Origin of the sequence: Burkholderia sp. RF7-non_BP4 (assembly GCF_001521935.1) — a bacterium.
GTDB lineage: Bacteria > Pseudomonadota > Gammaproteobacteria > Burkholderiales > Burkholderiaceae > Burkholderia > Burkholderia diffusa.
In genome coordinates this window covers 65,430-89,450 of the sequence record NZ_LOTA01000080.1, presented here as the reverse complement: position 1 = coordinate 89,450, position 24,021 = coordinate 65,430, and the positions used below count along the sequence as shown (strand labels likewise).

Below are 24,021 nucleotides of genomic sequence, written 5' to 3'. Positions count from 1 at the left end.
CGGCCGTTACTTGCCGTATACCGGGAATGCGCCGCACAGTTCGGCGACGTGTCGCCGAACGCGGTCGATGACCGACGGGTTCTCGATATCGGCCAGGATGTCGCAGATCCAGCCGGCCACCGCGCGCGCTTCCGCTTCCTTGAAACCGCGGCTCGTCACGGCAGGCGTGCCGATGCGAATGCCGCTGGTGACGAACGGGCTCTGCGGGTCGTCGGGCACCGCGTTCTTGTTCACGGTGATGTGCGCGCGGCCCAGCGCCGCATCGGCCGCCTTGCCGGTCAGTCCCTGGCGGATCAGGCTGACGAGGAACAGGTGATTGTCCGTTCCGCCGGAGACGATGTCGAAGCCGCGTTTGACGAACGTATCGGCCATGGCCCGGGCGTTGGCGACCACCTGCTGCTGATGGATCCGGAACTCGGGCGACAGCGCTTCCTTGAACGCAACGGCCTTGGCGGCGATGACATGCATCAGCGGGCCGCCCTGGATGCCGGGGAACACGACGGAATTGAGCTTCTTCTCGATCTCCGGGTTCGTCCGGGCGAGAATCAGGCCCCCGCGCGGGCCGCGTAGCGTCTTGTGGGTCGTCGTGGTGACCACGTCCGCGTGCGGTAGCGGATTCGGGTACGCGCCGGCCGCCACCAGGCCCGCCACGTGAGCCATGTCGACGAACAGATATGCGCCGATGGCGTCGGCGATCTGCCGGAAGCGTGCCCAGTCCACCACGCGGGAATAGGCGGAGAAGCCGGCCGTGATCAGTTTCGGCCGGTGCGCGGTCGCCAGCGCCTCGACCTGGTCGTAATCGATTTCGCCGGTTTTCGCGTTCAGGCCGTACTGGACGGCACGGTAGAGCTTGCCCGAGAAATTCACGTGCGCGCCATGCGTCAGGTGACCGCCGTGCGCGAGGCTCATGCCGAGTATCGTGTCGTGCGGCTCGAGCAGTGCCATGTAGACGGCGGCGTTGGCCTGGCTGCCGGAATGAGGCTGCACGTTCGCGTAGTCGGCGCCGAACAGCGCCTTTGCGCGATCGATCGCCAGTTGTTCGACAACGTCCACGAATTCGCAGCCGCCGTAGTAGCGCTTGCCCGGATAGCCCTCGGCATACTTGTTGGTCAGCACCGAGCCTTGCGCCTGCAGCACGCGCGGGCTCGTGTAGTTTTCCGAAGCGATGAGCTCGATATGGTCCTCCTGGCGAATGCGCTCGCGTTCCATCGCTGTCCACAGTTCGTCATCGAAGCCTTCGATCCGCATGTCTTTGCTGAACATTTGTCCTTCTCCTGATATCGGTGCGGCGCGCACGTCGGGTGCGCGGCCGCGCAAGCAGGGTTGAGTGTCGTTACGAGTGGAGCGGCCGGCGCGTCACGATCGATACGCTTCCATCGGCGGACACGAACACACGAGGTTGCGGTCGCCGTAGACGTTGTCGACCCGCGAAACCGGCGGCCAGTACTTGCCGCCGGCCGTCGCCGCGACGCCGAGCGGATAGACGGCCTGTTCGCGCGAATACGCGTGACGCCAGTCGCCCACGAGTTCGGCCGCCGTGTGCGGCGCGTGCTTGAGCGGATTGTCTTCGGCATCCAGCGTGCCCGCTTCCACGGCTGCGATTTCGGCGCGGATCGCGATCATCGCGTCGATGAACCTGTCGAGTTCGGCCTTCGATTCCGATTCGGTCGGCTCGATCATCAGCGTGCCGGCGACGGGGAAGCTCATCGTCGGCGCGTGGAAGCCGAAATCGATCAGTCGCTTGGCGACGTCGTCGACGCTGATGCCGCTGCTGTCCTTCAACGGCCGCAGGTCGATGATGCATTCGTGCGCGACGCGGCCGTTCGGCCCCGTATAGAGAATCGGGTAGTGTGGCGAGAGGCGCGCGGCGATGTAGTTGGCGTTGAGGATCGCCACCTCGGTGGCACGCTGCAAGCCGCGCGACCCCATCAACGTGACGTAGGTCCACGTGATCGGCAGGATGCTCGCGCTGCCGAGCGGCGCCGCGGACACTGCACCGATCCCCGGCACGCTGCCCTCACGATGCCCGGGCAGGAACGGCGCGAGATGCGCCTTGACGCCGATCGGTCCGACGCCGGGGCCGCCGCCGCCGTGCGGGATGCAGAAGGTCTTGTGCAGGTTCAGATGGGACACGTCGCCGCCGAACGCGCCCGGCCGGGCGAGGCCGACCAGCGCGTTCATGTTGGCGCCGTCGATGTAGACCTGGCCGCCGTGCGCATGGACGATGTCGCAGGCGTCGCGTACGCGGGCCTCGAACACGCCGTGGGTCGACGGATAGGTGATCATGATCGCGGCCAGGCGGCTGTCGTACCGCGCTGCCTTGTCGGCGAGGTCGTCGATGTCGACGTTGCCGTCGTCGTCGCAGTCGACGACGACGACCTGCATGCCGGCCATCTGTGCGGATGCCGGGTTCGTGCCGTGCGCCGACGACGGAATCAGGCAGATGTCGCGACGTGCCTCGCCGCGGCTCGCGTGATACGCGCGGATCGCGAGCAGGCCCGCGTATTCGCCTTGCGAGCCCGCATTCGGCTGCAGCGACACCGCGTCGTATCCGGTGATCGTGCACAGCATCGCCTCGAGTTCCCGGGCCAGCACGCGATAGCCGTCGGCCTGTTCGGCCGGTGCGAACGGATGCAGCCGGGCGAACGCCGGCCACGTGATCGGCATCATCTCCACGGTGGCGTTCAGCTTCATCGTGCAGCTGCCGAGCGGAATCATCGTGCGGTCGAGCGCGAGATCCTGGTCGGCGAGCCGGCGCAGGTAGCGCAGCATCCGCGTTTCGGAATGATGGTCGTTGAACGCCGGGTGCGTGAGGAAGGCGCTCCGGCGCAGCAGCGGGGCAGGCAACGCATCGGCGGTGGCGGCGTCGACGGCCGCGAAGTCGGGAACGGCGCGCCCTTCGGAGAAGATCGACCAGAGCATGACGATATCGTCGGACGTGGTCGTCTCGTCGAGCGAGATGCCGATCCGGCGCGCGTCGATGGCGCGCAGGTTGACCCGGCGGGCCCGTGCCGCCGCGTGCACGGCATCGGTGCGAATGCCGCTGTCGACGGCGATGGTGTCGAAGCAGTATTCGGTTGGCACGGCATGGCCGAGTCGACGCAGGCCCGCGGCCAGGATCGCGGTGAGGCGGTGGATGCGGCGCGCGATCGCGGTCAGTCCGTGCGGGCCGTGATAGGCCGCGTAGAAGCCGGCGATGTTGGCGAGCAGTACTTGCGCGGTGCAGATGTTGCTGGTGGCCTTCTCGCGCCGGATGTGCTGTTCGCGCGTCTGCATCGCGAGGCGCAGCGCCGGGCGGCCGTGCGCGTCGATCGACACGCCGACCAGTCGTCCCGGCATCGTGCGCTTGAACGTGTCGCGCGTCGCGAAATAACCGGCGTGCGGGCCGCCGTAACCCAGCGGCACGCCGAAGCGCTGCGTGGTGCCGACCGCCACGTCGGCGCCGAATTCGCCCGGCGGCGCGAGCAGGGTCAGCGCGAGCAGGTCGGCGGTGACCACGGCCAGCGCGCCGTTCGCATGCAGGGTGTCGACCACGTCGCGGTAATCGTGGATGTCGCCGAAGGTGCCCGGGTATTGCAGCAGCGCGGCGAAACAGCCGGTGGCGGACAGATCGCGGCGCGGATCTCCGACGACGATCTCGATGCCGAGCGGCTCCGCGCGCGTGCGAACGATCTCGATCGTCTGCGGATGGCAATCGTGCGCGACGAAGAAGATCCGGCTGTCCGACCGGGCGAGGCGCCGGCAGAACGTCATCGCCTCGGCGGCCGCGGTGCCTTCGTCGAGCATCGACGCGTTGGCGATCTCGAGGCCGGTCAGGTCGGCGATCATGGTCTGGAAGTTGAGCAGCGCCTCCAGGCGGCCTTGCGAGATTTCAGGCTGGTACGGCGTGTAGGCCGTGTACCACGCCGGATTTTCCAGCACGTTGCGCTGAATGACCGGCGGCGTGTGGGTATCGTGGTATCCCATGCCGATGAACGAGCGGAATACCTGGTTGCGGCCTGCCAGTGCAGCCAGCCGGTCCAGCGCGTCGGCTTCGGTGCAGCCGGGAGGCAGGGCGAGCGGCGCATCGCTGCGGATCGCCGCGGGGACGACCTGCTCCACCAGCTCGTCGACGGAGTCCACGCCGAGCACGGCCAGCATCGCGGCCTGTTCGTCTGCATCGGGGCCGATGTGGCGGCGGACGAACGACTCGCGCTGCGCGACGGAATCGAATGCGTTCATGGCCGTCTCCGTCATTCGCCGATATAGGCGCGATACGCGGCGGCGTCCATCAACCCGGTCAGCTGCTCCGGGCTGTCGATGCGCATCCTGAAGAACCAGCCGTCGCATTCCGCGGAATCGTTGACGAGGCTCGGCGTGTCGCCCAGGGCGGCGTTCGCTTCCAGCACGGTGCCGGACACCGGCATCTTGACCTCGCCGGCGGCCTTGACCGATTCGACGGTGGCGGCCTCGTCGTACTGGGCAAAGGCGTCGCCTTCGTTTGGCAGTGCGACATAAACCAGATCGCCCAGCTGCGATTGCGCGTGGTCGGTAATGCCGACGGTGGCGCTGCCGTCGCCTTCGACGCGCAGCCATTCATGGGATTCGGTGTATCGGACCTCGCTCATGTGCTCTCTTCCTGACAGGGTTGCGTTGAGTGATGCGGCACACGCAAGCCGGAAGTGCACGGGCGGGAGGATGATCGACGAGTCGGCATCCGGACGAGACCGGGGCATTCCAGGCTGCGTGCCTGATGCCCCCTCTGTCCGTTTGCCTGAGAGATTGCGCGCCCCGGCGGGGCGCTTCTCCTTCGGCGAGGCTTGGTCGACGACCAGAGGCCTACTCTCCAGAGCGCTAATCGATGCGTCAGTCCTTTTGCCTGAGAGTTTCTGGGGCGATTCCCCTTCGGCGCCGCCGGACGGCGGTCTCTCCTGACACATCCCGATAGCTGGCGACAATCTAGTCGCACGCCTGCGGCGGTGTCAACACCTCGTTCGATCGCCCATCCGGCGAAGCAGATGCCGCGGCACGACGCAGGCGTGCCGAAAACGGCGCGCGGCCTGGCGGAGCAAGGCCGCGCCGCGATCGCGGCCGGTCGATACTTCGGTGGGGACCGAAATGAATATCCGATATCGACTATCTGTCCGCTGGCGGGGGGCGATTGCCCGACTGGGCCATCAGGTCGTCGAGGAACGCGCGAAGCACGGTCGGCTGTGCGGCGCCGCGGCGCGTGATCGACGAGAACGGCCACGCGGACGTGAGCTGTTCCGCGGCGAGCTGGCGCATCTGGCCGGCGTCGACCCACTGTCTCGCGTAGTGCCGCGGCAGAAAGCCGATATACGCGCCCGTCAGGATCAGGATCGCCTGGGCCTCGACATTGTCGACGGTCGCGGCCGCGCTGCCGCTCTCGAGCAATTGCAGGTCGCGCTGCTGCAGGAACGCGCGGGCGACCACCTGGCTTTGCCGGACGCGCTCGATCAGCGCGTCGCCGGTGGCGTCGGTCGAGAACAGCGGATGGTAGCGGCTGCAGTAGAGGCCGTCGGGCTCCTCATACAGCTGCGTGTAGGACAGGCCGGCAACGGTGAGCGGGAAGTGGCCGATCGCGAGGTGCAACCGCCCGTCGAGCACGCGCTCCTCGAGCTCGGCCGGCGTGCCGATGTAGATGTCGAGCTGGACGTCGTGACCGCGCGAGACGAACCGGCGCAGCGCGAGCGGCAGGATGCTGTCGGTGTCGGTGACCGTGTTGTCGATGATGCCGAGATGAAGCCGGCCCGAGATGCGCTGCTTGAGCGCATGGGTGTCCATGCAGAACGCTTCCACCGCGAGCGCGAGGCGCTGCGCGGATTCGTAGGTCGCGACGCCGTGTTCCGTCAGACGAAAGCCGCTGCGGCCGCGTTCGCACAATTTGACGCCGAGGCGCGTTTCGAGGCTGGTCATCTGCTCGCTGATGGTCGACTGACTCACGTTCAGCGCGGCCTGCGCGGCGGAGAAACCGCCGCATTTCACGATGGTCATGAAAATCCTGAGCAGTTTCAGGTCGATGTCCTGCAGCTGTTTCACGTTCCGTTCTCCTCCGTCCGTCACATCGGAATATCCGATATGGACATCTGATAGATGCTATTTTTCCGGAAAAAATTTTTGCCCATAGTGACCGCAAAGGCAAGCGCATGGACGGCCGTGCGCCCGAAGACGAATCCGCATACAGATGGAGACGGAGACAATGCAGAACAACAGCTATGAAAAGGGCAGGCTCAACCTGCCGTTCGTCGGTCACTGCACCTTTGCGAAGGCGCCGGTGTGCCTCGACTGGGAGAACATCGACGCGGATGTCGCGATCCTGGGTGCGCCCAACGACATGGGCACCCAGTGGCGCTCGGGCGCGCGCTTCGGCCCGCGCGGCATTCGCGAGGCGTCGACGCTGTTTTCGTTCGGGCACGCGGGCGCCTACGATCACGAAGACGACGTGCTCTACCTGACCGAGGATCAGGTTCGCATGGTGGACGTCGGCGATGCGGACATCGTGCACACCGACATGGCCACGAGCAACGCGAACATCGAACTGGCCGTGCGCAAGATTCTCGCCGGCGGAGCGATGCCGGTGGTGCTCGGCGGCGATCATTCGGTGCATGCGCCGGTGATCAAGGCGTTCGAAGGCCGCGGGCCGATTCACATCGTGCATTTCGATGCGCACCTCGACTTCGTCGACGAACGCCACGGCGTGCGATACGGCCACGGCAACCCGTTGCGCCGGGCCTCCGAGATGGACCACATCGCCGGCATGACGCAGCTCGGCATCCGCAACGTCTCGTCATCCAACCGCAGCGACTATGACGCGGCCCGCGCCGCGGGTTCCAACATCCTGTCCGTGCGCGATGTCCGGCGCCTCGGCACCGACGGCGTGCTCGAGCAGATTCCGCAGCGCAGCGCCTACTACATCACGATCGACATCGACGGCTTCGATCCGTCGATCGCGCCGGGAACCGGCACGCCGAGCCACGGCGGTTTCCAGTACTACGAAGTGCTCGAGATCATCCAGGCGCTCGCGAAGCGCAGTCACGGAAGCATCGTCGGCATGGACCTGGTGGAAGTGGCGCCGGCTTACGATCCGACCGGCACGACGTCGATCCTGGCCGCGCAACTGCTGATGAACAGCATCGGTTTCATTTTCCACGCGCGCAGCCTGGCCCGCGCCCGCTGAGACATTCATTTCAGGAATCGGGCGCGACGTCTCGCGGGACGCTCGAAGCCATTACCGTACGGCCCGGCGACCTTCGCCGAGAGGTGCCGGGCACGCTATCAAGGAAGATCAACATGGATGCCGTAGTCGCGCAATATCTCGATCGCCACGATGTTTCCCAGGCGACCCGCAACTTTCTCGCCAGGCCGATGAAGATGTTCATCGGCGGCGCGTGGGTGGACGGCAGCGACGGCCAGTTCAGCGCCGTCACCGAGCCGTCGACCGAGGGCGTCATCACGCAGATTCCGTTCGCGACGACGGCCGATCTCGACCGTGCCGTCGCCGCCGCCCGTCACCAGTTCGATCACGGCGAATGGCGCCGCCTCAAGCCGCTGGAGCGCGAGCGGCTGCTGCACCGGCTGGCCGACCTGATCGAGGCGCACGCGGACGAACTGGCGGAGATCGAGTCGATCGACATGGGCAAGTCCGTCGCGCAGGCCCGCGCGATCGACATCCAGGGCACCGTCGACACGTTCCGCTATTTCGCCGGCTGGGCGTCCAAGCTGCACGGCCGCACGGTCGAGCCGTCGCTGCCGGGCAACTATCTGGCCTATACGCGCAAGGAGCCGATCGGTGTCGTGGGTGCGATCGTGCCGTGGAACTATCCGCTGCAGACCATGGCCTGGAAGCTGGCGGCCGCGCTGGCGGTCGGTTGCACGATGGTTGTGAAGCCGGCCGAACTCACGTCGCTGTCGACGCTGCGCTTTGCCGAACTGGTGCAGGAAGCCGGTATTCCGGACGGGGTGGTCAACATCGTGACCGGTCGCGGCAGCGTGATCGGCGCCGCGATGGCGAGCCACCCGGGCATCGACAAGCTGACCTTCACGGGCTCGACGCCGGTCGGTCGCGACGTCGGGCAGAACGCGGTGCGGCACATCAAGCGCGTGACGCTCGAACTCGGCGGGAAATCCCCGGTCATCGTGCTGGACGACGCCGATATCGATGCCGCCGCGCAGGCCGTGGCCAACGGCGTGTTCTTCAACTCCGGCCAGGTGTGTGACGCGGGCACGCGGGCCTATATCCACCGCGACATCCATGACCGCTTCCTCGCGGCGCTGGCCGACTACACGGCGACGTTGAAGATCGCCCCCGGGCTGGATCGCGATTGCTTCATTAGCCCGCTCGTATCGGCCAGGCAAAAGGACACGGTCCTGTCGTACATCGAATCCGGCATCCGGGAAGGCGCCGAATGCTACTACGGCGGCCGTGCCCATGCGGGCCCTGGGTATTTCGTCGAACCGACGATCTTCGCGCATTGCCGTCCCGACATGCGGATCGTCCGCGAGGAAATCTTCGGCCCGGTGCTCGTGACCGCGCCGTTCGACACGCTCGACGAGGCCGTGGCGCTCGCGAACGATTCGTCGTTCGGCCTGGCCGCCGCGATCTACTCGAACGACCTGGGGCGCGTGCATGGCCTGATTCCGCGGTTGCAGGCGGGCACGGTCTATGTGAATGCGCACAGCACCATCGATCCGGCGCTGCCGTTCGGCGGGTTCAAGACGTCCGGGTTCGGCAAGGACCTCGGGCCGGAGCAACTCGACTATCTGATGGAGACCAAGGCAGTCTGCATCACGCTTCCCTGACCGGTTGCACGTGATGTGCCGCCTGCCGCCGGCATGCACGGCAAAAGCCTGCAGCCGGCCGAAGGCGGCCTGATCCCGATGCGAAATCCTCGACCTGTTCATCCGGACCGATTCGGGGAATTCGCTCTGCTTAGCCCTTTGCGATCATGGGGTACAACATGCAGGCAGAAACAAACGTATTGAAGGCGCCGCGCGGCGACCACGGTGCCATCGAGGCGCACTCGATCGACTTCGTCCCGGAAAGCGAGCGTACCGATCGGCTGGCCAGCCAGGGGCCGTTCTGGTTCGTCGGGAACTTCACGTTCTTCACGATGACGATCGGCTTCGTCGGGCCGAGCGTCGGTCTCGATTCGTTCTGGACCACCGTCTCCGGCACGCTCGGCATCATGTTCGGCACGCTGTTCATGGCGTTCCACGGCTCGCAAGGGCCGCATCTCGGCTTGCCGCAGATGATCCAGTCGCGCGCGCAGTTCGGTTATCGCGGCGTCGTGCTCGTGCTGCTGGCGACATTGTTCGTCTTCGCGGGCTTCAACATCGTCAACCTGGTATTGATGATGCAGGGCCTCAGGACGCTGTTCCATTGGGATCCGATGCAGGTCGCGCTGGTCGTGACGGTGCCGGCCACGATCCTCGCGATACTCGGTCACGACTGGATGCACCGGACGTTCAAATGGTCGTTGTATCTTTCGCTGCCGCTATACGGCCTCGTGACGCTGGCGGTGCTGGCCGGCTGGATCCATGACGCGCCGGCGGTGGCCGGTGCGCCGGTCGCGAAGCTGGGTTTCAACTGGACCGGCTTCATCGCGCAGTTCGCGGCGGCGGCCAGCTACAACATCGCGTATGCGCCCTACGTGTCGGACTATTCGCGCTACCTGCCGAAGAACACGCCGAGCGGCAGGCTGATTGCCGCGGTGTTCGTCGGGGCATCGCTGTCCGGCGCGTGGATGATCGCGGTGGGCGGATGGCTCGGCGCGCACCTGCATGCGACCGATGTGCTCGTCGCGCTCCACGGTGTGGGTGCCGGAATCGCGCCGCAGCTCGGCACGGCGGTCGTGGCCATCACCATCGTCGCGTTCCTGCCGGTGATCGCGATGAACATCTACAGCGCGAAGCTGACGGCCATCACCAGCGTGGACTCGTTCCGGAAGGTGGAGCCGACCGCGAAGGCGCGGATCGCGGCGATCGTCTTCGTCGTGCTGCTGCAGTTCGGCGTGGCGATGCGCATCTACGCGTCGGGTTCCGGCCTGTCGGTGCTCAACATCTATCTGGTGGTGATGCTGTACTTCCTGGTGCCGTGGACGGCCGTCAACCTGACCGACTACTTCTTCGTGCGCAAGGGGCGCTACGCGGTGCCGCATTTCTTTCGCCCGCGCGACAGCCTGTACGGGAACTGGGGCGGACGCGGTCTGCTTTCGTACCTGATCGGGTTCGTGGCGATGGTGCCGTTCTTCTGCATCTTCGACGGCGACCGCGAGGTCTACGTCGGCCCGCTCGCGAAGGCGATGGGCAGCGTCGACCTGGCCTGGCTGGTGGGGCTGATCGTCTCGGCGCTCGCGTACTACGTGCTGTGCCGGTCGCTCGACCTGCGGCGCGAGGAGGCGGAAATCGCGCACATCGAAGCGCACATGCCGGAGTTCACCACCGGCGAGAAAAAGCGCGGCTGACCCGGCACGCTAGGATCATTCATCGAGCAGGATAATCAAGATGACTAAATACTACGACTACATCATTGTGGGCGCCGGGTCGGCGGGATGCGTGCTGGCGAACCGCCTGACCGAGGATTCGAACGTCAGCGTGCTGGTTCTGGAGTACGGCGGAAGCGATCGCAGCGTGATCATCCAGATGCCGAGCGCGTTCTCGATGCCGATGAACACGAAGCGGTTCAACTGGCACTACGAGACTGCGCCGGAACGGAACCTGGACGGACGCCGCCTGCATTGCCCGCGCGGCAAGGTGCTCGGGGGCTCGTCGTCGATCAACGGGCTGGTCTATATTCGCGGTCACGCGTGCGATTTCGATGAATGGGAATCGCTCGGCGCGCGCGACTGGGGATACCGCAACTGCCTGCCGTATTTCCGCAAGGCCGAGAGCTACAAGTTCGGCGGCGACGAATATCGCGGCGCGGACGGCCCGCTGAGCACCAACAACGGCAACAACATGCAGAACCCGCTGTACGGCGCCTGGGTGGAAGCGGGGGCCGAGGCCGGCTACATCAAGACCGACGACTGCAACGGCTACATGCAGGAAGGGTTCGGCGCGATGCACATGACGGTCAAGAACGGCGTTCGGTGGTCGACCGCGAACGCATACCTGCGTCCGGCAATGCGGCGACCCAACCTGACCGTCGTCACGCATGCGATGACGCGCCGGATCGTGATGGAAGGCAAGCGCGCGGTCGGCGTGGTCTACGAGCAGGGCGGCGTCGAGCACACGGTTCGCTGCACGCGGGAAGTGCTGGTGTCGTCGGGGCCGATCGGCTCGCCGCACCTGCTGCAGCGCTCGGGCATCGGGCCGGCCGACGTGTTGCGCAAGGCAGGGATCGAGGTCGTGCACGATCTGCCGGGCGTCGGCGAGAATCTTCAGGACCACTCGGAAATCTACATTCAGTACGAGTGCAAGGAGCCGGTGTCGCTCAACGGCAAGATGGGGCTGCTCGGCAAGGCGATGATCGGCCTGCGCTGGCTGCTGTTCAAGGATGGGCTGGGCGCCAGCAACCATTTCGAGGCAGGCGGGTTCATCCGTTCCGAAGCAGGGCTGCGCTGGCCTGACATCCAGTTCCACTTCCTGCCGGCGGCGATGCGCTATGACGGCGACAAGCCGTACAAGGGCCATGGCTTCATGGTGCTGACGGGGCCGAACAAACCCAAGAGCCGCGGGTACGTTCGGGTTCGCTCCGCCGATCCGTACGAGCATCCGGAAATCCGGTTCAACTATCTCGACCGCGAGGAAGACCGCGAGGGGTTCCGTCGCTGCGTGCGCCTCACGCGCGAGATCGTCGGGCAGCCGGCCATGGATCGCTTCCGCGGCGTGGAGCTGGCACCCGGCCCGGACGTGACGACGGACGACGAGATCGATGCGTTCGTGCGTGCCAACATGGAAAGCACGATGCATCCGTGCGGCTCGTGCCGGATGGGCGAGGACGAGATGGCCGTGGTGGATTCCGAATTGCGCGTGCGCGGCGTTCAGGGCCTGCGCGTCATCGATTCGTCGGTGTTTCCGACCGAACCGAACGGGAACCTGAACGCGCCAACGATCATGCTGGCCGAGCGGGCCGCCGACCTGGTGCGCGGCCGGAAAGTGCTCGCGCCGTCCGATGCGGCGGTCGGCTTCGTCGAGAATTGGGAAGCGCAGCAGCGCACGGGTGTGCCCAAGCGCAAGGTGGCCGCTTAAGCGCGGCGCACGGCGGCGCGCGTTCGGCAGTCACGTCACCGATCGCGCGCCGCCTCCGGCGACACCGCACCGCACGCGCGGATCACGAGCTGCACGACCTGCTCGGTCTTCTCGGCGAACGCCTTCTGCGTGAACGCACGCTTGCCGCTCAGCGCGCGGATCTGCGCATCGAAATCCGCATAGTGCTGCGTGGTCGCCCAGATCAGGTACATCAACGCATGTGCATCGATCGGCGCGAGCAGCCCGCGCGCGATCCAGCCTTCGATCACCTTCACGCGCGTGTCGAACCAGGGCTTCACGCGTTCCGACAGGATGTCCTGCATGTGCGCGGCACCGTGGATGATCTCGTTGGCCCAGACCTTCGAGCCGAGCGGGCGCCGTCGCGACAGATCCATCTTCGCGCGCACGTAGCCGCCGATCGCCTCGACCGGATCGTCGCCGGCCTCGAACGACCCGGCCGCGCGGTGCCAGTCTTCGAACAGGTCGTCGAGCACGCGACGGTATAGCGCAAGCTTCGTCGGGAAGTAGTAATGCAGGTTCGCCTTCGGCAGGCCCGCACGTTCGGCGATCATCGCCGTGCTCGCGCCGTCGAGCCCGCGCTCCGCGAATACGGCTTCCGCACAGGCCAGCAGATGCGCTTCGTTGGACTCGCGGATGTGCGCCTTGCGTCGCCGCAATGGCATGTTCGCTTCGTCGTCGCCGGTGACTTCGGCGGCCGCTTCGTCATGTCTCATCGTTACCCTCGCGCGGCTTGCATGCCGCGTTGCGCTTCATTCTAGCCGCTGGTTCGCATCGAACGCACGTGCTCGTCCGCATCGGCGTGCGCGATGCTGCGATGCGGTGGCACGTTTCTCGCTCGTTCGATCCACGCAAGAAAGACATTGCGCTGGGCATTTTGATCGTCTAAAACCTGTCCAATCGGACAGGATTTGATGATCGACGGAATGCAGTGCCGGCAATCCGCCGATCGATCGGACGAATCACGCGAACGATGCACATCTGCACCTCGCCGGTGCGGGTTTGCCCCGACGGCAGCAATGCACGCACCGGCGGCGACCGGAATGACGGCATGACCGACCCCACAGGAGCGATACGAATGAACGCGGTATCGGAAACAGTGAAGCGGGCAGCATTCGACACGTCGATCAAGGTCGACGGCAGGCGGTTGTGGGACAGCCTGATGGAGGTGGCGAAGATCGGCGCGACGCCGAAGGGCGGTGTCTGCCGCCTCGCGCTGACCGATCTCGACAAGGCCGGACGCGACCTGATCGTCGGCTGGGCGAAAGCCGCCGGCTGCACGGTGACGGTCGATACGATGGGCAATGTGTTCATGCGCCGCGCGGGCCGCGTGGCCGACGCGGCGCCGGTCGTCACCGGCTCGCACGCGGATTCGCAGCCGACGGGCGGCCGCTTCGACGGCATCTACGGCGTGCTCGGCGGCCTGGAGGTGATTCGCAGTCTGAACGATCACGGCATCGAGACCGAGCATCCGGTTGAGGTCGTGATCTGGACCAACGAGGAAGGCTCGCGCTTCGCGCCGGCGATGGTCGCGTCGGGCGTGTTCGCGGGCGTGTTCCCGCTCGAGTACGGGCTGTCGCGCAAGGACGTCGACGGCAAGACGATCGGCGAGGAACTCGCGCGCATCGGCTACGCGGGCGACGTACCCTGCGGCGGTCGCAAGCTGCATGCGGCGTTCGAGCTGCATATCGAGCAGGGGCCGATTCTCGAGGCGGAGTGCAAGACGATCGGCGTCGTGACGGACGCGCAGGGGCAGCGCTGGTACGAGATCACGTTCACCGGCCAGGAAGCGCACGCGGGGCCGACGCCGATGCCGCGCCGTCGCGACGCGCTGCTCGGCGCATCGCGCGTGGTCGATCTCGTGAACCGGATCGGCCTCGATCACGCGCCGTTCGGCTGCGCGACGGTCGGGATGATGCAGGTTCACCCGAACTCGCGCAACGTGATTCCGGGCCGCGTGTTCTTCACCGTCGATTTCCGTCATCCGGACGACGCCGTGCTCGCGGAGATGGACGCCGCGCTGCGCGACGGCGTCGCGCGCATCGCGGGCGAGATCGGGCTCGACACCGCGCTCGAGCAGATTTTCTACTACAAGCCCGTCGCGTTCGATCCGGCCTGCGTGGCGGCCGTGCGCGACGCGGCCGATCGCTTCGGCTACTCGCATCGCGACATCGTGTCGGGGGCGGGGCACGACGCTTGCTATCTGGCGCAGGTCGCGCCGACGTCGATGGTGTTCGTACCCTGCGTCGACGGCATCAGTCACAACGAGATCGAGGACGCGACGCCTGCGTGGATCGAGGCCGGCGCGAACGTGCTGCTGCACGCGATGTTGTCGCGCGCATGCGAGCCGGCTTCATGACGGATCGGATCTAGCGCAGCCGGCAGGCTGATCGTCGCCTGACCGTGGCATGCCCAAGCAGGACCGCCCCGACTGTGCATGGCAGCCGGCGGGGACGGCTTTGTCTCCACCAGTCGAAGGAACGCGTATGACCACCAAGCCAACCGGCGATATCGCCGCGCATCGCCTGTCGTCCACGCAACTCTCGTGCGAATTCGCCGATATCGCGCCGCTGCTCGATCCGACTGCCGCCGCGGCCGCCGCCAGCCGCTGCCACTACTGCTACGACGCGCCGTGCGTGCAGGCCTGCCCGACGCAGATCGACATCCCGAGCTTCATCCGCAAGATCGGCAACGGCAACCTGAAGGGCGCCGCGACCGACATCCTGTCCGCGAATCCGCTCGGCGGGATGTGCGCACGCGTGTGCCCGACCGAGATCCTGTGCGAAGGCGCGTGCGTGCGCAATCACCAGGATGCGCAGCCGGTCGCGATCGGCGCGCTGCAGCGGCACGCGACCGACTGGGCGATGGCGAGCGGCGCGGTGCGCTTCACGCGTGCGCCCGATACGGGGCGGCATGTCGCGGTGGTCGGCGCGGGGCCGGCCGGGCTCGCCTGTGCGCACCGGCTCGCGCTCGCCGGGCATCGCGTCACGCTGTTCGACGCGCGGCCGAAGGCGGGCGGCTTGAACGAATACGGGATCGCCGCGTACAAGACCGTCGACGATTTCGCGCAACGCGAAGTCGAGTGGCTGCTGTCGGTCGGCGGTATCGCGGTGGAAACCGGTGTCGCGCTCGGCCGCGACGTGACGCTCGACGCGTTGCGCGAGCGGCATGACGCGGTGTTTCTCGCGATGGGCCTGGGCGGCGTGCGCACGCTCGCGATCGACGGCGAGCAATTGACCGGCGTGATGAACGCGGTCGACTTCATCGAGCAGGTGCGGCAGGCCGACGCGCTGGAGAATGTGCCGGTCGGGCGGCGCGTGGTCGTGATCGGCGGTGGCAACACGGCGATCGACGCGTCCGTGCAGAGCCGCAAGCTCGGCGCGGAGCGCGTGACGATGGTGTACCGGCGCGGCGTGGACGCGATGAGCGCGACCTGGGCCGAACGCGAGTTCGCGCAAAAGAGCGGCGTCACGCTCGTCACGCACGCGAAGCCGGTGCGCATCGCGGGCGTGGACGGGCACGTGACGGGTGTCGAATTCGAGGCCGCGTCGGGCGAGCGTTTCACCGTCGACGCGGACATGGTGCTGAAGGCGATCGGTCAGACGCTGGCGCCGGACGGTGTCGCGGCCGCGCTGCTGACGACGGACGGCACGCGCATCGCGGTCGACGCGGACGGACGCACGGCGTTGCCCGACGTGTGGGCCGGCGGCGATTGCGCGGCGACGGACGGCATCGACCTCACGGTGCAGGCCGTGCAGGACGGCAAGCGCGCGGCGGCGGCGATCGACGCGGCGCTCGCGCAGCGCGCCGCCAAGGCCGCGTGAGCACGGCATACGCAACGGCATCGCGCGCATTGCGTGCATGGCGCGCGCCACGCGAACCACGATAAACGCCCCATTTTCACGGAGCCGAACATGGCCGACCTTCGCTGCACCATCGCAGGCATCACTTCGCCGAATCCGTTCTGGCTGGCCTCCGCGCCGCCGACCGACAAGGCGTACAACGTCAATCGCGCGTTCGAGGCGGGCTGGGGCGGCGTCGTCTGGAAGACGCTCGGGCTCGATCCGCACGTCGTCAACGTCAGCTCGCGCTACGGCGCCGTGCAGTGGAACGGTCAGCGCATCGCCGGCCTGAACAACATCGAGCTGATCACCGACCGCCCGCTCGACGTGAACCTGAAAGAGATCACGCAGGTGAAGCGCGACTGGCCCGACCGTGCGCTGATCGTGTCGCTGATGGTGCCGTGCAACGAGCGCGACTGGAAATGGATCCTGCCGCTCGTCGAGGATACGGGCGCCGATGCGGTCGAGCTGAACTTCGGCTGCCCGCACGGGATGAGCGAGCGCGGGATGGGCGCGGCCGTCGGGCAGGTGCCGGAATACGTCGAGATGGTCACGCGCTGGGTCAAGGAAGGCACGAAGCTGCCGTGCCTCGTGAAGCTCACGCCGAACATCAGCGACATCCGGATGGGCTCGCGCGCCGCCTACAAGGGCGGCGCGGACGGCGTGTCGCTGATCAACACGATCAACTCGATCGTCGCGGTGGATCTCGACCAGATGGCGCCGATGCCGACCGTCGACGGCAAGGGCACGCACGGCGGCTACTGCGGCCCGGCGGTCAAGCCGATCGCGCTGAACATGGTCGCGGAGATCGCGCGCGACCCGGAAACGCCGAACCTGCCGATCTCCGGCATCGGCGGGATTTCGTCGTGGCGCGACGCGGCCGAGTTCATGGTGCTCGGCGCCGGCAGCGTGCAGGTATGCACCGCCGCGATGCATTACGGATTCCGTATCGTGTCCGATCTTGCCGACGGGCTGTCGAACTGGATGGACGAAAAGGGTTACGCGACGCTCGACGACGTGCGCGGCCGCGCGGTGCCGAACGTGACCGACTGGAAATACCTGAACCTGAAGTACGACATCAAGGCGCGCATCGACCAGGACCGCTGCATCCAGTGCGGGCTGTGCCATATCGCGTGCGAGGACACGTCGCACCAGGCGATCACGGCCGAGAAGGACGGCGTGCGGCATTTCGAAGTGGTGGACGCGGAGTGCGTCGGGTGCAATCTTTGCATGCATGTGTGTCCGGTCGAGCAATGCATCACGATGGAGCGGGTCGACGCGGGCGATTATGCGAACTGGACCACGCATCCGAACAACCCGGCGCGCGCCGACGCGGGTGCGAGCCCGGCGGAGCCCGCGAAGCACGCGAAGGCGGCCTGACCGGCGGCCGGCGGTGCGGTATCGCCCGCGCTGCTGCTTGTGTCCTGTTCTGCCGGCATCGCACGATGCCGGCGCTGACGTTTACGTGGAGCGCGTCCGATGAAACCAGCAGCGATTCCCGCCGATCCCGACAGCGCCGCGGCGCCGGCCGGCAGCCTGTACAACGACGATCTCGCGCCGACGACGGCGTCGCAGCGCACGTGGCGCTGGTATCACTTCGCGGCGCTGTGGGTCGGGATGGTGATGAACATCGCGTCGTACATGCTCGCGGCCGGGCTGATCCAGGAAGGCATGTCGCCGTGGCAGGCCGTGCTGACCGTTCTGTTCGGCAACCTGATCGTGCTCGTGCCGATGCTGCTGATCGGCCATGCGGGCGCGAAGCACGGGATTCCGTATGCGGTGCTCGTGCGCGCATCGTTCGGCACGCAGGGCGCGAAACTGCCCGCGCTGCTGCGCGCGATCGTCGCGTGCGGCTGGTACGGCATCCAGACCTGGCTCGGCGGCAGCGCGATCTACACGCTGCTGAACATCCTGACCGGCAACGCATTGCACGGCGCCGCGCTGCCGCTCGTCGGCATTTCGTTCGGGCAGCTCGCGTGTTTTCTCGTGTTCTGGGCGCTGCAGCTGTACTTCATCTGGCACGGCACCGATTCGATCCGCTGGCTCGAGAGCTGGTCCGCGCCAATCAAGGTCGTGATGTGCGTCGCGCTCGTTTGGTGGGCGACGTCGCGGGCGGGCGGCTTCGGCACGATGCTGTCGGCGCCGTCGCAGTTCGTCGCGGGCGGCAAGAAGGCCGGACTCTTCTGGGCGACGTTCTGGCCGGGCCTGACCGCGATGGTCGGCTTCTGGGCGACGCTCGCGCTGAACATTCCCGACTTCACGCGCTTCGCGCATTCGCAGCGCGACCAGGTGATCGGGCAATCGATCGGGCTGCCGTTGCCGATGGCGCTGCTGTCGGTGGTGTCGGTCGTGGTGACGTCGGCCACCGTCGTGATCTACGGCAACGCGATCTGGGATCCGATCGACCTGACGAGCCGGATGACCGGCATCGGCGTCGGCATCGCGCTCGTGATCCTCACGCTCGACACGATGTGCTGCAACCTCGCGGCGAACCTGGTCGGTCCTGCTTACGATTTCTCGAGCCTGTGGCCGAAGGCGATCTCGTACCGCACGGGCGGGATGATCACCGCGACGCTCGCGATCGTGATGATGCCGTGGAAGATCCTCGCGACGACGGACGGCTACATCTTCACCTGGCTCGTCGGCTACTCGGCGTTGCTCGGGCCGGTCGCGGGCATCCTGATGGTCGACTACTTCCTGATTCGCGGCACGCGGCTCGATACGCGCGCGCTGTTCGACGAGCGCGGCGACTTCAGCTACGCACGCGGCTGGAACCCGGCCGCGCTGGCGGCGCTCGCGATCGGCGTGCTGCCGAACCTCCCCGGCTTCCTGCATACCGCGTTTCCGGCGTCGTTTCCGAACGTGCCGGCGTTCTTCAACACGCTTTACACGTATGCGTGGTTCGTCGGCCTCGTGCTGGCGTCCGGCGTGTACGGCACCTGGATGAAGTGGCGCGCCGGACAGCGCGCGCAGATCGCGAGCGCGTGATGCGCGAACGCAAGCGGCACCCGACAGTCAACGAGGAGGCAACCAAATGGCAATCCTGATTCGCGGCGGCACCGTGGTCGATGCGGACCGCACCTATCGTGCGGACGTACTGTGTGCCGACCCGCAGGACGGCGGCACGATCCTGCAGATCGCGGAGACGATCGACGCGCCGGCCGGCGCGACGGTGGTCGACGCGCACGACCAGTACGTGATGCCGGGCGGCATCGATCCGCATACGCACATGGAACTGCCGTTCATGGGCACGACGGCGAGCGACGATTTCTACTCGGGCACGGCCGCCGGGCTGTCGGGCGGCACGACCAGCATCATCGACTTCGTGATTCCGAGCCCGAAGCAGCCGCTGATGGACGCGTTCCACGAGTGGCGCGGCTGGGCCGAGAAGGCCGCAGCCGACTATGGCTTTCACGTGGCCGTCACGTGGTGGGACGAATCGGTGCACCGCGATATGGGCACGCTCGTGCGCGAGCATGGCGTGTCGAGCTTCAAGCACTTCATGGCGTACAAGAACGCGATCATGGCCGACGACGAGGTCCTCGTGAACAGCTTCTCGCGTTCGCTCGAACTCGGCGCGCTGCCGACCGTGCACGCGGAGAATGGCGAGCTCGTGTTCCAGTTGCAGAAGGCGCTGCTCGCGCGCGGGATGACCGGGCCGGAGGCGCATCCGCTGTCGCGTCCGCCCGAGGTCGAGGGCGAGGCCGCGAACCGCGCGATTCGCATCGCGCAGGTGCTCGGCGTGCCCGTGTATATCGTGCACGTGTCGGCGAAGGATGCGGTCGATGCGATCACGCGCGCGCGCAGCGAAGGGCTGCGCGTGTTCGGCGAGGTGTTGCCGGGCCACCTGGTGATCGACGAGTCGGTGTATCGCGATCCGGACTGGACGCGTGCGGCCGCGCACGTGATGAGCCCGCCGTTCCGGTCGGCCGAGCATCGCGAGGCGCTGTGGCGCGGGCTGCAGGCGGGGCAGCTGCATACGACCGCGACCGATCATTGCGTGTTCTGCGCGTCGCAGAAGGCGATGGGCCGCGAGGACTTCACGAAGATCCCGAACGGCTGCGGCGGCGTCGAGGATCGCATGTCGGTGCTGTGGCATCACGGCGTCAATCATGGCCGCATCACGCCGAACGAATTCGTGCGGATCACATCGACGAACGCCGCGCAGATCTTCAACCTGTATCCGCGCAAGGGGGCCGTGCAGGTCGGCGCCGACGCCGATCTGGTCGTATGGGATCCCGCCGCAACGAAGACGATCTCGGTGAAGACCCATCACCAGCAGGTCGACTTCAACGTGTTCGAAGGGATGACCGTGCAGGGCGTCGCGACGCATACGCTCACGCGCGGCGCGCTCGCATGGGCCGACGGCGAGCTGCGTGCGGTGCGCGGTGCGGGCCGCTATCTGAAACGGCCGCCCGCGGCCGGCTACTACGAGGCTGCGCGCATCGCGAACCGGCTGCGCGAGCCGCATCCGGTCGAACGCGCGGGCTGAGCGACACACGTTGTCGATTGCGCGGGGCGTGTCCGTTCGAACGGCACGCCCCGCGCGCGTTCATGCGGCTCGTCATGTGCATTGCCGCCCCGTCTCTTTTCGGCTTCCACTCGATTCTTTCAATATATGGGACCCATCGAACGTCGTCGTGTCCATTCAACTTGCAGGTAAATAGAAGAACTGAGCAAATCGACGACGCAAGCGACACCGCACGGAGCATGCCATTTTGTTTGCGTTGTCGTCATGCATGACGGCGAGTAATATCCACCGACGGCGTTACACGCGCGTGCCGGGCCGCGCCTGCCGAGCAGTCCAATAAACATAGAGAGAAAGGAGCACAAGGTGGATATTCTGCGCAGCCTCCTGGGCATGCTGTTCCTGCTGCTGGTCGCTTATCTGCTGTCGAACAACCGGCGCGCGGTGAGCGGCCGGACCTTGATCGCCGCGCTGCTCACGCAGTTCGCGATCGGCGCGCTGGTGTTGTTCGTGCCGTCTGGCCGCGCGGCGCTGGCGGCGGCCGCGAACGGCGTCAATCGCGTGCTCGACATGGGCAATCACGGCATCGCGTTCGTATTTGGCGGGCTGGTCGACGCCCGGATGTTTCAGCTTTTCGGCGACGGCGGGTTCGTGTTCGGCCTACGCGTGCTGCCGATGATCATCTTCGTCACCGCGCTGATCGCGGTGCTCTACTATGTCGGCGTGATGAAGTGGATCGTCGCGATCCTCGGCGCGGGGCTCGCGAAAGTGCTCGGCATGAGCCGCATCGAGGCGTGCTCGGCCGTCGCGACGATCTTTCTCGGGCAGAGCGAGATGCCCGCGCTCGTGAAGCCGTTCGTGCGGCACATGACGGGCGCCGAGATCTTCACGGTGATGGCGAGCGGCATGGCGTCGGTCGCGGGCTCGGTGCTGGTCGGCTATGCCGGTCTCGGCGTGAAGATGGAGTACCTGCTCGCCGCATCGTTCATGGCGGTGCCAGGCGGGCTGCTGTTCGGCAAGCTGCTGTTTCCGACCGTCGAGCCGAGTCGCGTCGTGGTCGACGGGCTCGATTTCGACGACAAGCGGGCCGCCAACGTGATCGAGGCGGCGGCATCCGGCGCGTCGGTCGGCCTGCGGATCGCGATCAACGTCGGCGCGATGCTGATCGCGTTCGTGGGGCTCATCGCGCTGATGAACCTCATCGTCGGCGGCGTGGCCGCGTTCGCGGGCTTTCCGCAGGTGACGCTGCTGGGCATCATCGGCCACCTGTTCGCGCCGCTGGCGTGGATCATCGGCGTGCCGTGGCACGATGCGGCGCTGGCGGGCAACTTCATCGGCGAGAAACTGATCTTCAACGAGTTCGTCGCGTACGGCGACCTGTCGCCGTATCTGAAGGGCGGCGAGCACGTCGCGGCGGCCGGCCTGCAGGTGCTCGACCCGAAGACGCTCGCGATCGTGTCGTTCGCGCTGTGCGGCTTCGCGAACTTCTCGTCGATCGCCATTCTCGCGGGCGGCTTCAGCGCGGTCGCGCCCGAGCGCCGCTCGGAAGTCGCGCGGCATGGCTTGCGTGCGCTGACGGCCGCGACGCTGTCGAACCTGATGAGCGCGGCGATCGCCGGCCTGTTCTTTTCGCTGCACTGAGCAATCGAGGAGACGCAACGATGTTTCTGCCGCAGGAGTTCATTCGCCGCAAGCGCGACCGGCAGCCGCTCGATCGCGACGAGATCGCCGCGTTCGTGCGCGGCGTGACCGACGGCAGCGTGACCGAGGGCCAGGTGGCGGCGTTTGCGATGGCCGTGTACTTCAACGACCTGAGCATCGATGAGCGCGTCGCGCTGACGATCGCGCAGCGCGACTCGGGCGACGTGCTCGACTGGCGCGCGCTCGATCTCGGCGGGCCGGTGATCGACAAGCATTCGACGGGCGGCGTCGGCGATGTCGTGTCGCTGATGCTCGGGCCGATGGTGGCCGCATGCGGCGGCTACGTGCCGATGATCTCGGGGCGCGGGCTCGGCCACACGGGCGGCACGCTCGACAAGCTCAGTGCGATCCCCGGCTACGACGTGACACCCGACACGGACACGTTTCGCCGCGCGGTGCGCGACGTCGGCGTCGCGATCATCGGGCAGACCGCGCGGCTCGCGCCGGCGGACAAGCGCATTTATGCGATTCGCGACGTGACGGCGACCGTCGAGTCGGTCGCGATGATCACCGCGTCGATCCTGTCGAAGAAGCTCGCGGCGGGGCTCGACGGGCTCGTGATGGACGTCAAGGTCGGCTCCGGCGCGTTCATGCCGACCGCCGAGAAATCGGCCGAGCTGGCACGCAGTATCGTCGACGTCGGCAACGGCGCCGGCATGAAGACCACCGCGATCCTGACCGACATGAACCAGTCGCTCGCGCCGTGCGCGGGCAATGCGCTCGAAGTCGCGTGTGCGATCGATTACCTGACTGGCCAGTCGCGACCGGCGCGCCTGCATGACGTCACGATGGCGCTGTCGGCGCAGTTGCTCGTCACCGGCGGATTGGCACGCGATGTCGCGCAGGCGCGCACGATGTTGCAGCAGGCGCTCGACTCGGGGGCGGCGGCGGAACGCTTCGCGAGAATGGTGGCGGCGCTCGGCGGCCCCGTGGACCTGATCGAAGCACCCGCGCGTCATCTTGCGCGGGCGGATGTGGTCGTGCCGGTTCCGTCGCCCGCGAGCGGTGTGGTGCAGCGGGTCGATTGCCGCGCGCTCGGGCTCGCGGTCGTCGCGCTCGGTGGCGGCCGCACGCGCGCGGAGGATGCGATCGACTACCGTGTCGGCCTGACGGCGCTCGCGGAGATCGGGCAGCGTGTCGAAGCCGGCCAGCCGCTCGGCTACGTGCATGCCCGCGACGACGCGGCCGCCGCACGCGCGGTGGACGAGGTACGGCAAAGCTACTTGCTGGGCGAAACGGGCGAGACGCCGCCGACCATTTACGGGCAGATCGGCTGACCGGGCGCCGATGCCGGCGCGGCGGAACGTGCGGGTATCGGCGTCCGCTTCACATGACGGGTGTATCGTGCCGGCCGGGATGTATCGCGTCGAGGCATCCCCGCACACGACTGGAGGCACCATCGAGATGGAACGAGACGAACTGATCGAACAGGCCAGGGCGGCGCGCGAACGCGCGTATGCGCCGTATTCGCGCTTCAAGGTCGGCGCTGCGCTGCAGGCGCGCGACGGAACGGTTTTTCACGGCTGCAACGTCGAGAACGCGTCGTACGGACTGTGCAATTGCGCGGAACGCACGGCGATGTTCGCGGCGATCGCCGCCGGCTATCGTCCGGGCGACTTCACGCGGCTCGCGGTGATCGGCGACACCGACGGCCCGATCGCGCCGTGCGGCGCGTGCCGTCAGGTGATCATCGAGATCGGCCGGCCCGATATCGAAGTGATCCTGGCCAACCTGAAAGGGGCCGTCGAGATTACGACGGCCCGCGCGTTGCTGCCCGGCGCGTTCAGCCTTTAGCGGAGCACG

17 protein-coding genes and 1 riboswitch are annotated in these 24,021 nt (G+C 66.9%); of the genes, 12 read left to right on the top strand and 5 right to left on the bottom strand.

Annotated features, from left to right (window positions below; genetic code table 11):
* Positions 1-6: 6 nt before the first annotated feature.
* The 4 genes from glyA to WS49_RS25405 form a co-directional block, all read right to left on the bottom strand.
* Complete coding sequence (glyA, locus tag WS49_RS25420) at positions 7-1,263, bottom strand: serine hydroxymethyltransferase (protein WP_059534479.1); 1,257 nt, start codon at positions 1,261-1,263, stop codon at positions 7-9.
* Positions 1,264-1,356: 93 nt separating this feature from the next.
* Positions 1,357-4,236 carry an aminomethyl-transferring glycine dehydrogenase gene (gcvP, locus tag WS49_RS25415; RefSeq protein ID WP_218921268.1) on the bottom strand — a complete coding sequence of 960 codons (2,880 nt, stop codon included), beginning with the start codon at positions 4,234-4,236 and terminating at the stop codon, positions 1,357-1,359.
* Positions 4,233-4,715, bottom strand: coding sequence for a glycine cleavage system protein GcvH (gene gcvH / locus WS49_RS25410; RefSeq protein WP_306453914.1), 483 nt, complete (start codon positions 4,713-4,715; stop codon positions 4,233-4,235). The genes gcvP and gcvH overlap by 4 nt, the downstream gene beginning before the upstream one ends.
* Positions 4,716-4,836: 121 nt before the next feature.
* A riboswitch (glycine riboswitch) is annotated at positions 4,837-4,923 on the bottom strand.
* Positions 4,924-5,115: 192 nt separating this feature from the next.
* Positions 5,116-6,039 (bottom strand): LysR family transcriptional regulator, encoded by a 924-nt coding sequence (locus WS49_RS25405; RefSeq protein WP_059534474.1) that lies wholly within the window; start codon positions 6,037-6,039, stop codon positions 5,116-5,118.
* Positions 6,040-6,199: 160 nt separating this feature from the next.
* Here WS49_RS25405 and speB point away from each other — a divergent pair, with 160 nt between their 5' ends.
* The 4 genes from speB to betA all read left to right on the top strand — a co-directional run bounded on the left by speB (position 6,200) and on the right by betA (position 12,189).
* A complete protein-coding gene (gene speB, locus WS49_RS25400; protein WP_059534472.1) occupies positions 6,200-7,177 on the top strand; it encodes an agmatinase in 978 nt (325 codons plus the stop codon).
* 113 nt (positions 7,178-7,290) lie between these two features.
* Positions 7,291-8,799: an aldehyde dehydrogenase family protein gene (locus WS49_RS25395; protein WP_059534471.1), complete on the top strand. Its 1,509-nt coding sequence runs from the start codon at positions 7,291-7,293 to the stop codon at positions 8,797-8,799.
* A 158-nt stretch (positions 8,800-8,957) separates the two neighbouring features.
* Positions 8,958-10,463 carry a purine-cytosine permease family protein gene (locus WS49_RS25390; RefSeq protein WP_059534508.1) on the top strand — a complete coding sequence of 502 codons (1,506 nt, stop codon included), beginning with the start codon at positions 8,958-8,960 and terminating at the stop codon, positions 10,461-10,463.
* Positions 10,464-10,503: 40 nt separating this feature from the next.
* Positions 10,504-12,189: a choline dehydrogenase gene (betA, locus tag WS49_RS25385; RefSeq protein ID WP_059534469.1), complete on the top strand. Its 1,686-nt coding sequence runs from the start codon at positions 10,504-10,506 to the stop codon at positions 12,187-12,189.
* A gap of 35 nt (positions 12,190-12,224) precedes the next feature.
* Here the strand turns inward: betA and WS49_RS25380 are convergent, their stop codons facing one another.
* The gene (locus tag WS49_RS25380) at positions 12,225-12,923 is read right to left on the bottom strand and encodes a TetR/AcrR family transcriptional regulator (RefSeq protein WP_059534467.1); all 699 of its coding nucleotides are present in this window, start codon (positions 12,921-12,923) and stop codon (positions 12,225-12,227) included.
* Positions 12,924-13,285: 362 nt separating this feature from the next.
* Between WS49_RS25380 and WS49_RS25375 the strand changes: the two genes are divergently transcribed.
* The 8 genes from WS49_RS25375 (at position 13,286) to WS49_RS25340 (ending at position 24,012) form a co-directional block, all read left to right on the top strand.
* Positions 13,286-14,566 (top strand): Zn-dependent hydrolase, encoded by a 1,281-nt coding sequence (locus tag WS49_RS25375; RefSeq protein ID WP_059534465.1) that lies wholly within the window; start codon positions 13,286-13,288, stop codon positions 14,564-14,566.
* A 127-nt stretch (positions 14,567-14,693) separates the two neighbouring features.
* Positions 14,694-16,031 carry an NAD(P)-dependent oxidoreductase gene (locus WS49_RS25370; RefSeq protein ID WP_059534463.1) on the top strand — a complete coding sequence of 446 codons (1,338 nt, stop codon included), beginning with the start codon at positions 14,694-14,696 and terminating at the stop codon, positions 16,029-16,031.
* Positions 16,032-16,121: 90 nt separating this feature from the next.
* The gene (preA, locus tag WS49_RS25365; RefSeq protein WP_059534461.1) at positions 16,122-17,429 is read left to right on the top strand and encodes an NAD-dependent dihydropyrimidine dehydrogenase subunit PreA; all 1,308 of its coding nucleotides are present in this window, start codon (positions 16,122-16,124) and stop codon (positions 17,427-17,429) included.
* 99 nt (positions 17,430-17,528) lie between these two features.
* Positions 17,529-19,037, top strand: a complete 1,509-nt coding sequence (locus WS49_RS25360) for an NCS1 family nucleobase:cation symporter-1 (RefSeq protein WP_059534459.1) — start codon at positions 17,529-17,531, stop codon at positions 19,035-19,037.
* Positions 19,038-19,083: 46 nt separating this feature from the next.
* On the top strand, positions 19,084-20,541 hold the full coding sequence (gene hydA, locus WS49_RS25355; RefSeq protein ID WP_059534457.1) for a dihydropyrimidinase: 1,458 nt from the start codon (positions 19,084-19,086) through the stop codon (positions 20,539-20,541).
* Between the two features lie 342 nt (positions 20,542-20,883).
* Positions 20,884-22,158 (top strand): NupC/NupG family nucleoside CNT transporter, encoded by a 1,275-nt coding sequence (locus WS49_RS25350; protein ID WP_059534455.1) that lies wholly within the window; start codon positions 20,884-20,886, stop codon positions 22,156-22,158.
* A 20-nt stretch (positions 22,159-22,178) separates the two neighbouring features.
* On the top strand, positions 22,179-23,495 hold the full coding sequence (gene deoA, locus WS49_RS25345; RefSeq protein ID WP_059534453.1) for a thymidine phosphorylase: 1,317 nt from the start codon (positions 22,179-22,181) through the stop codon (positions 23,493-23,495).
* Between the two features lie 127 nt (positions 23,496-23,622).
* Positions 23,623-24,012 (top strand): cytidine deaminase, encoded by a 390-nt coding sequence (locus WS49_RS25340; protein WP_059534451.1) that lies wholly within the window; start codon positions 23,623-23,625, stop codon positions 24,010-24,012.
* Positions 24,013-24,021: the final 9 nt, after the last annotated feature.

Coding starts and splice junctions, on each gene's coding strand:
- glyA (WP_059534479.1), bottom strand. CDS start 1,263: ATGTTCAGCAAAGACATGCGGATCGAAGGCTTCGATGACGAACTGTGG.
- WS49_RS25380 (WP_059534467.1), bottom strand. CDS start 12,923: ATGAGACATGACGAAGCGGCCGCCGAAGTCACCGGCGACGACGAAGCG.
- WS49_RS25340 (WP_059534451.1), top strand. CDS start 23,623: ATGGAACGAGACGAACTGATCGAACAGGCCAGGGCGGCGCGCGAACGC.
- gcvH (WP_306453914.1), bottom strand. CDS start 4,715: ATGCCCCGGTCTCGTCCGGATGCCGACTCGTCGATCATCCTCCCGCCC.
- betA (WP_059534469.1), top strand. CDS start 10,504: ATGACTAAATACTACGACTACATCATTGTGGGCGCCGGGTCGGCGGGA.
- WS49_RS25395 (WP_059534471.1), top strand. CDS start 7,291: ATGGATGCCGTAGTCGCGCAATATCTCGATCGCCACGATGTTTCCCAG.
- deoA (WP_059534453.1), top strand. CDS start 22,179: ATGTTTCTGCCGCAGGAGTTCATTCGCCGCAAGCGCGACCGGCAGCCG.
- WS49_RS25375 (WP_059534465.1), top strand. CDS start 13,286: ATGAACGCGGTATCGGAAACAGTGAAGCGGGCAGCATTCGACACGTCG.
- gcvP (WP_218921268.1), bottom strand. CDS start 4,236: ATGACGGAGACGGCCATGAACGCATTCGATTCCGTCGCGCAGCGCGAG.
- WS49_RS25390 (WP_059534508.1), top strand. CDS start 8,958: ATGCAGGCAGAAACAAACGTATTGAAGGCGCCGCGCGGCGACCACGGT.
- WS49_RS25370 (WP_059534463.1), top strand. CDS start 14,694: ATGACCACCAAGCCAACCGGCGATATCGCCGCGCATCGCCTGTCGTCC.
- preA (WP_059534461.1), top strand. CDS start 16,122: ATGGCCGACCTTCGCTGCACCATCGCAGGCATCACTTCGCCGAATCCG.
- hydA (WP_059534457.1), top strand. CDS start 19,084: ATGGCAATCCTGATTCGCGGCGGCACCGTGGTCGATGCGGACCGCACC.
- WS49_RS25360 (WP_059534459.1), top strand. CDS start 17,529: ATGAAACCAGCAGCGATTCCCGCCGATCCCGACAGCGCCGCGGCGCCG.
- speB (WP_059534472.1), top strand. CDS start 6,200: ATGCAGAACAACAGCTATGAAAAGGGCAGGCTCAACCTGCCGTTCGTC.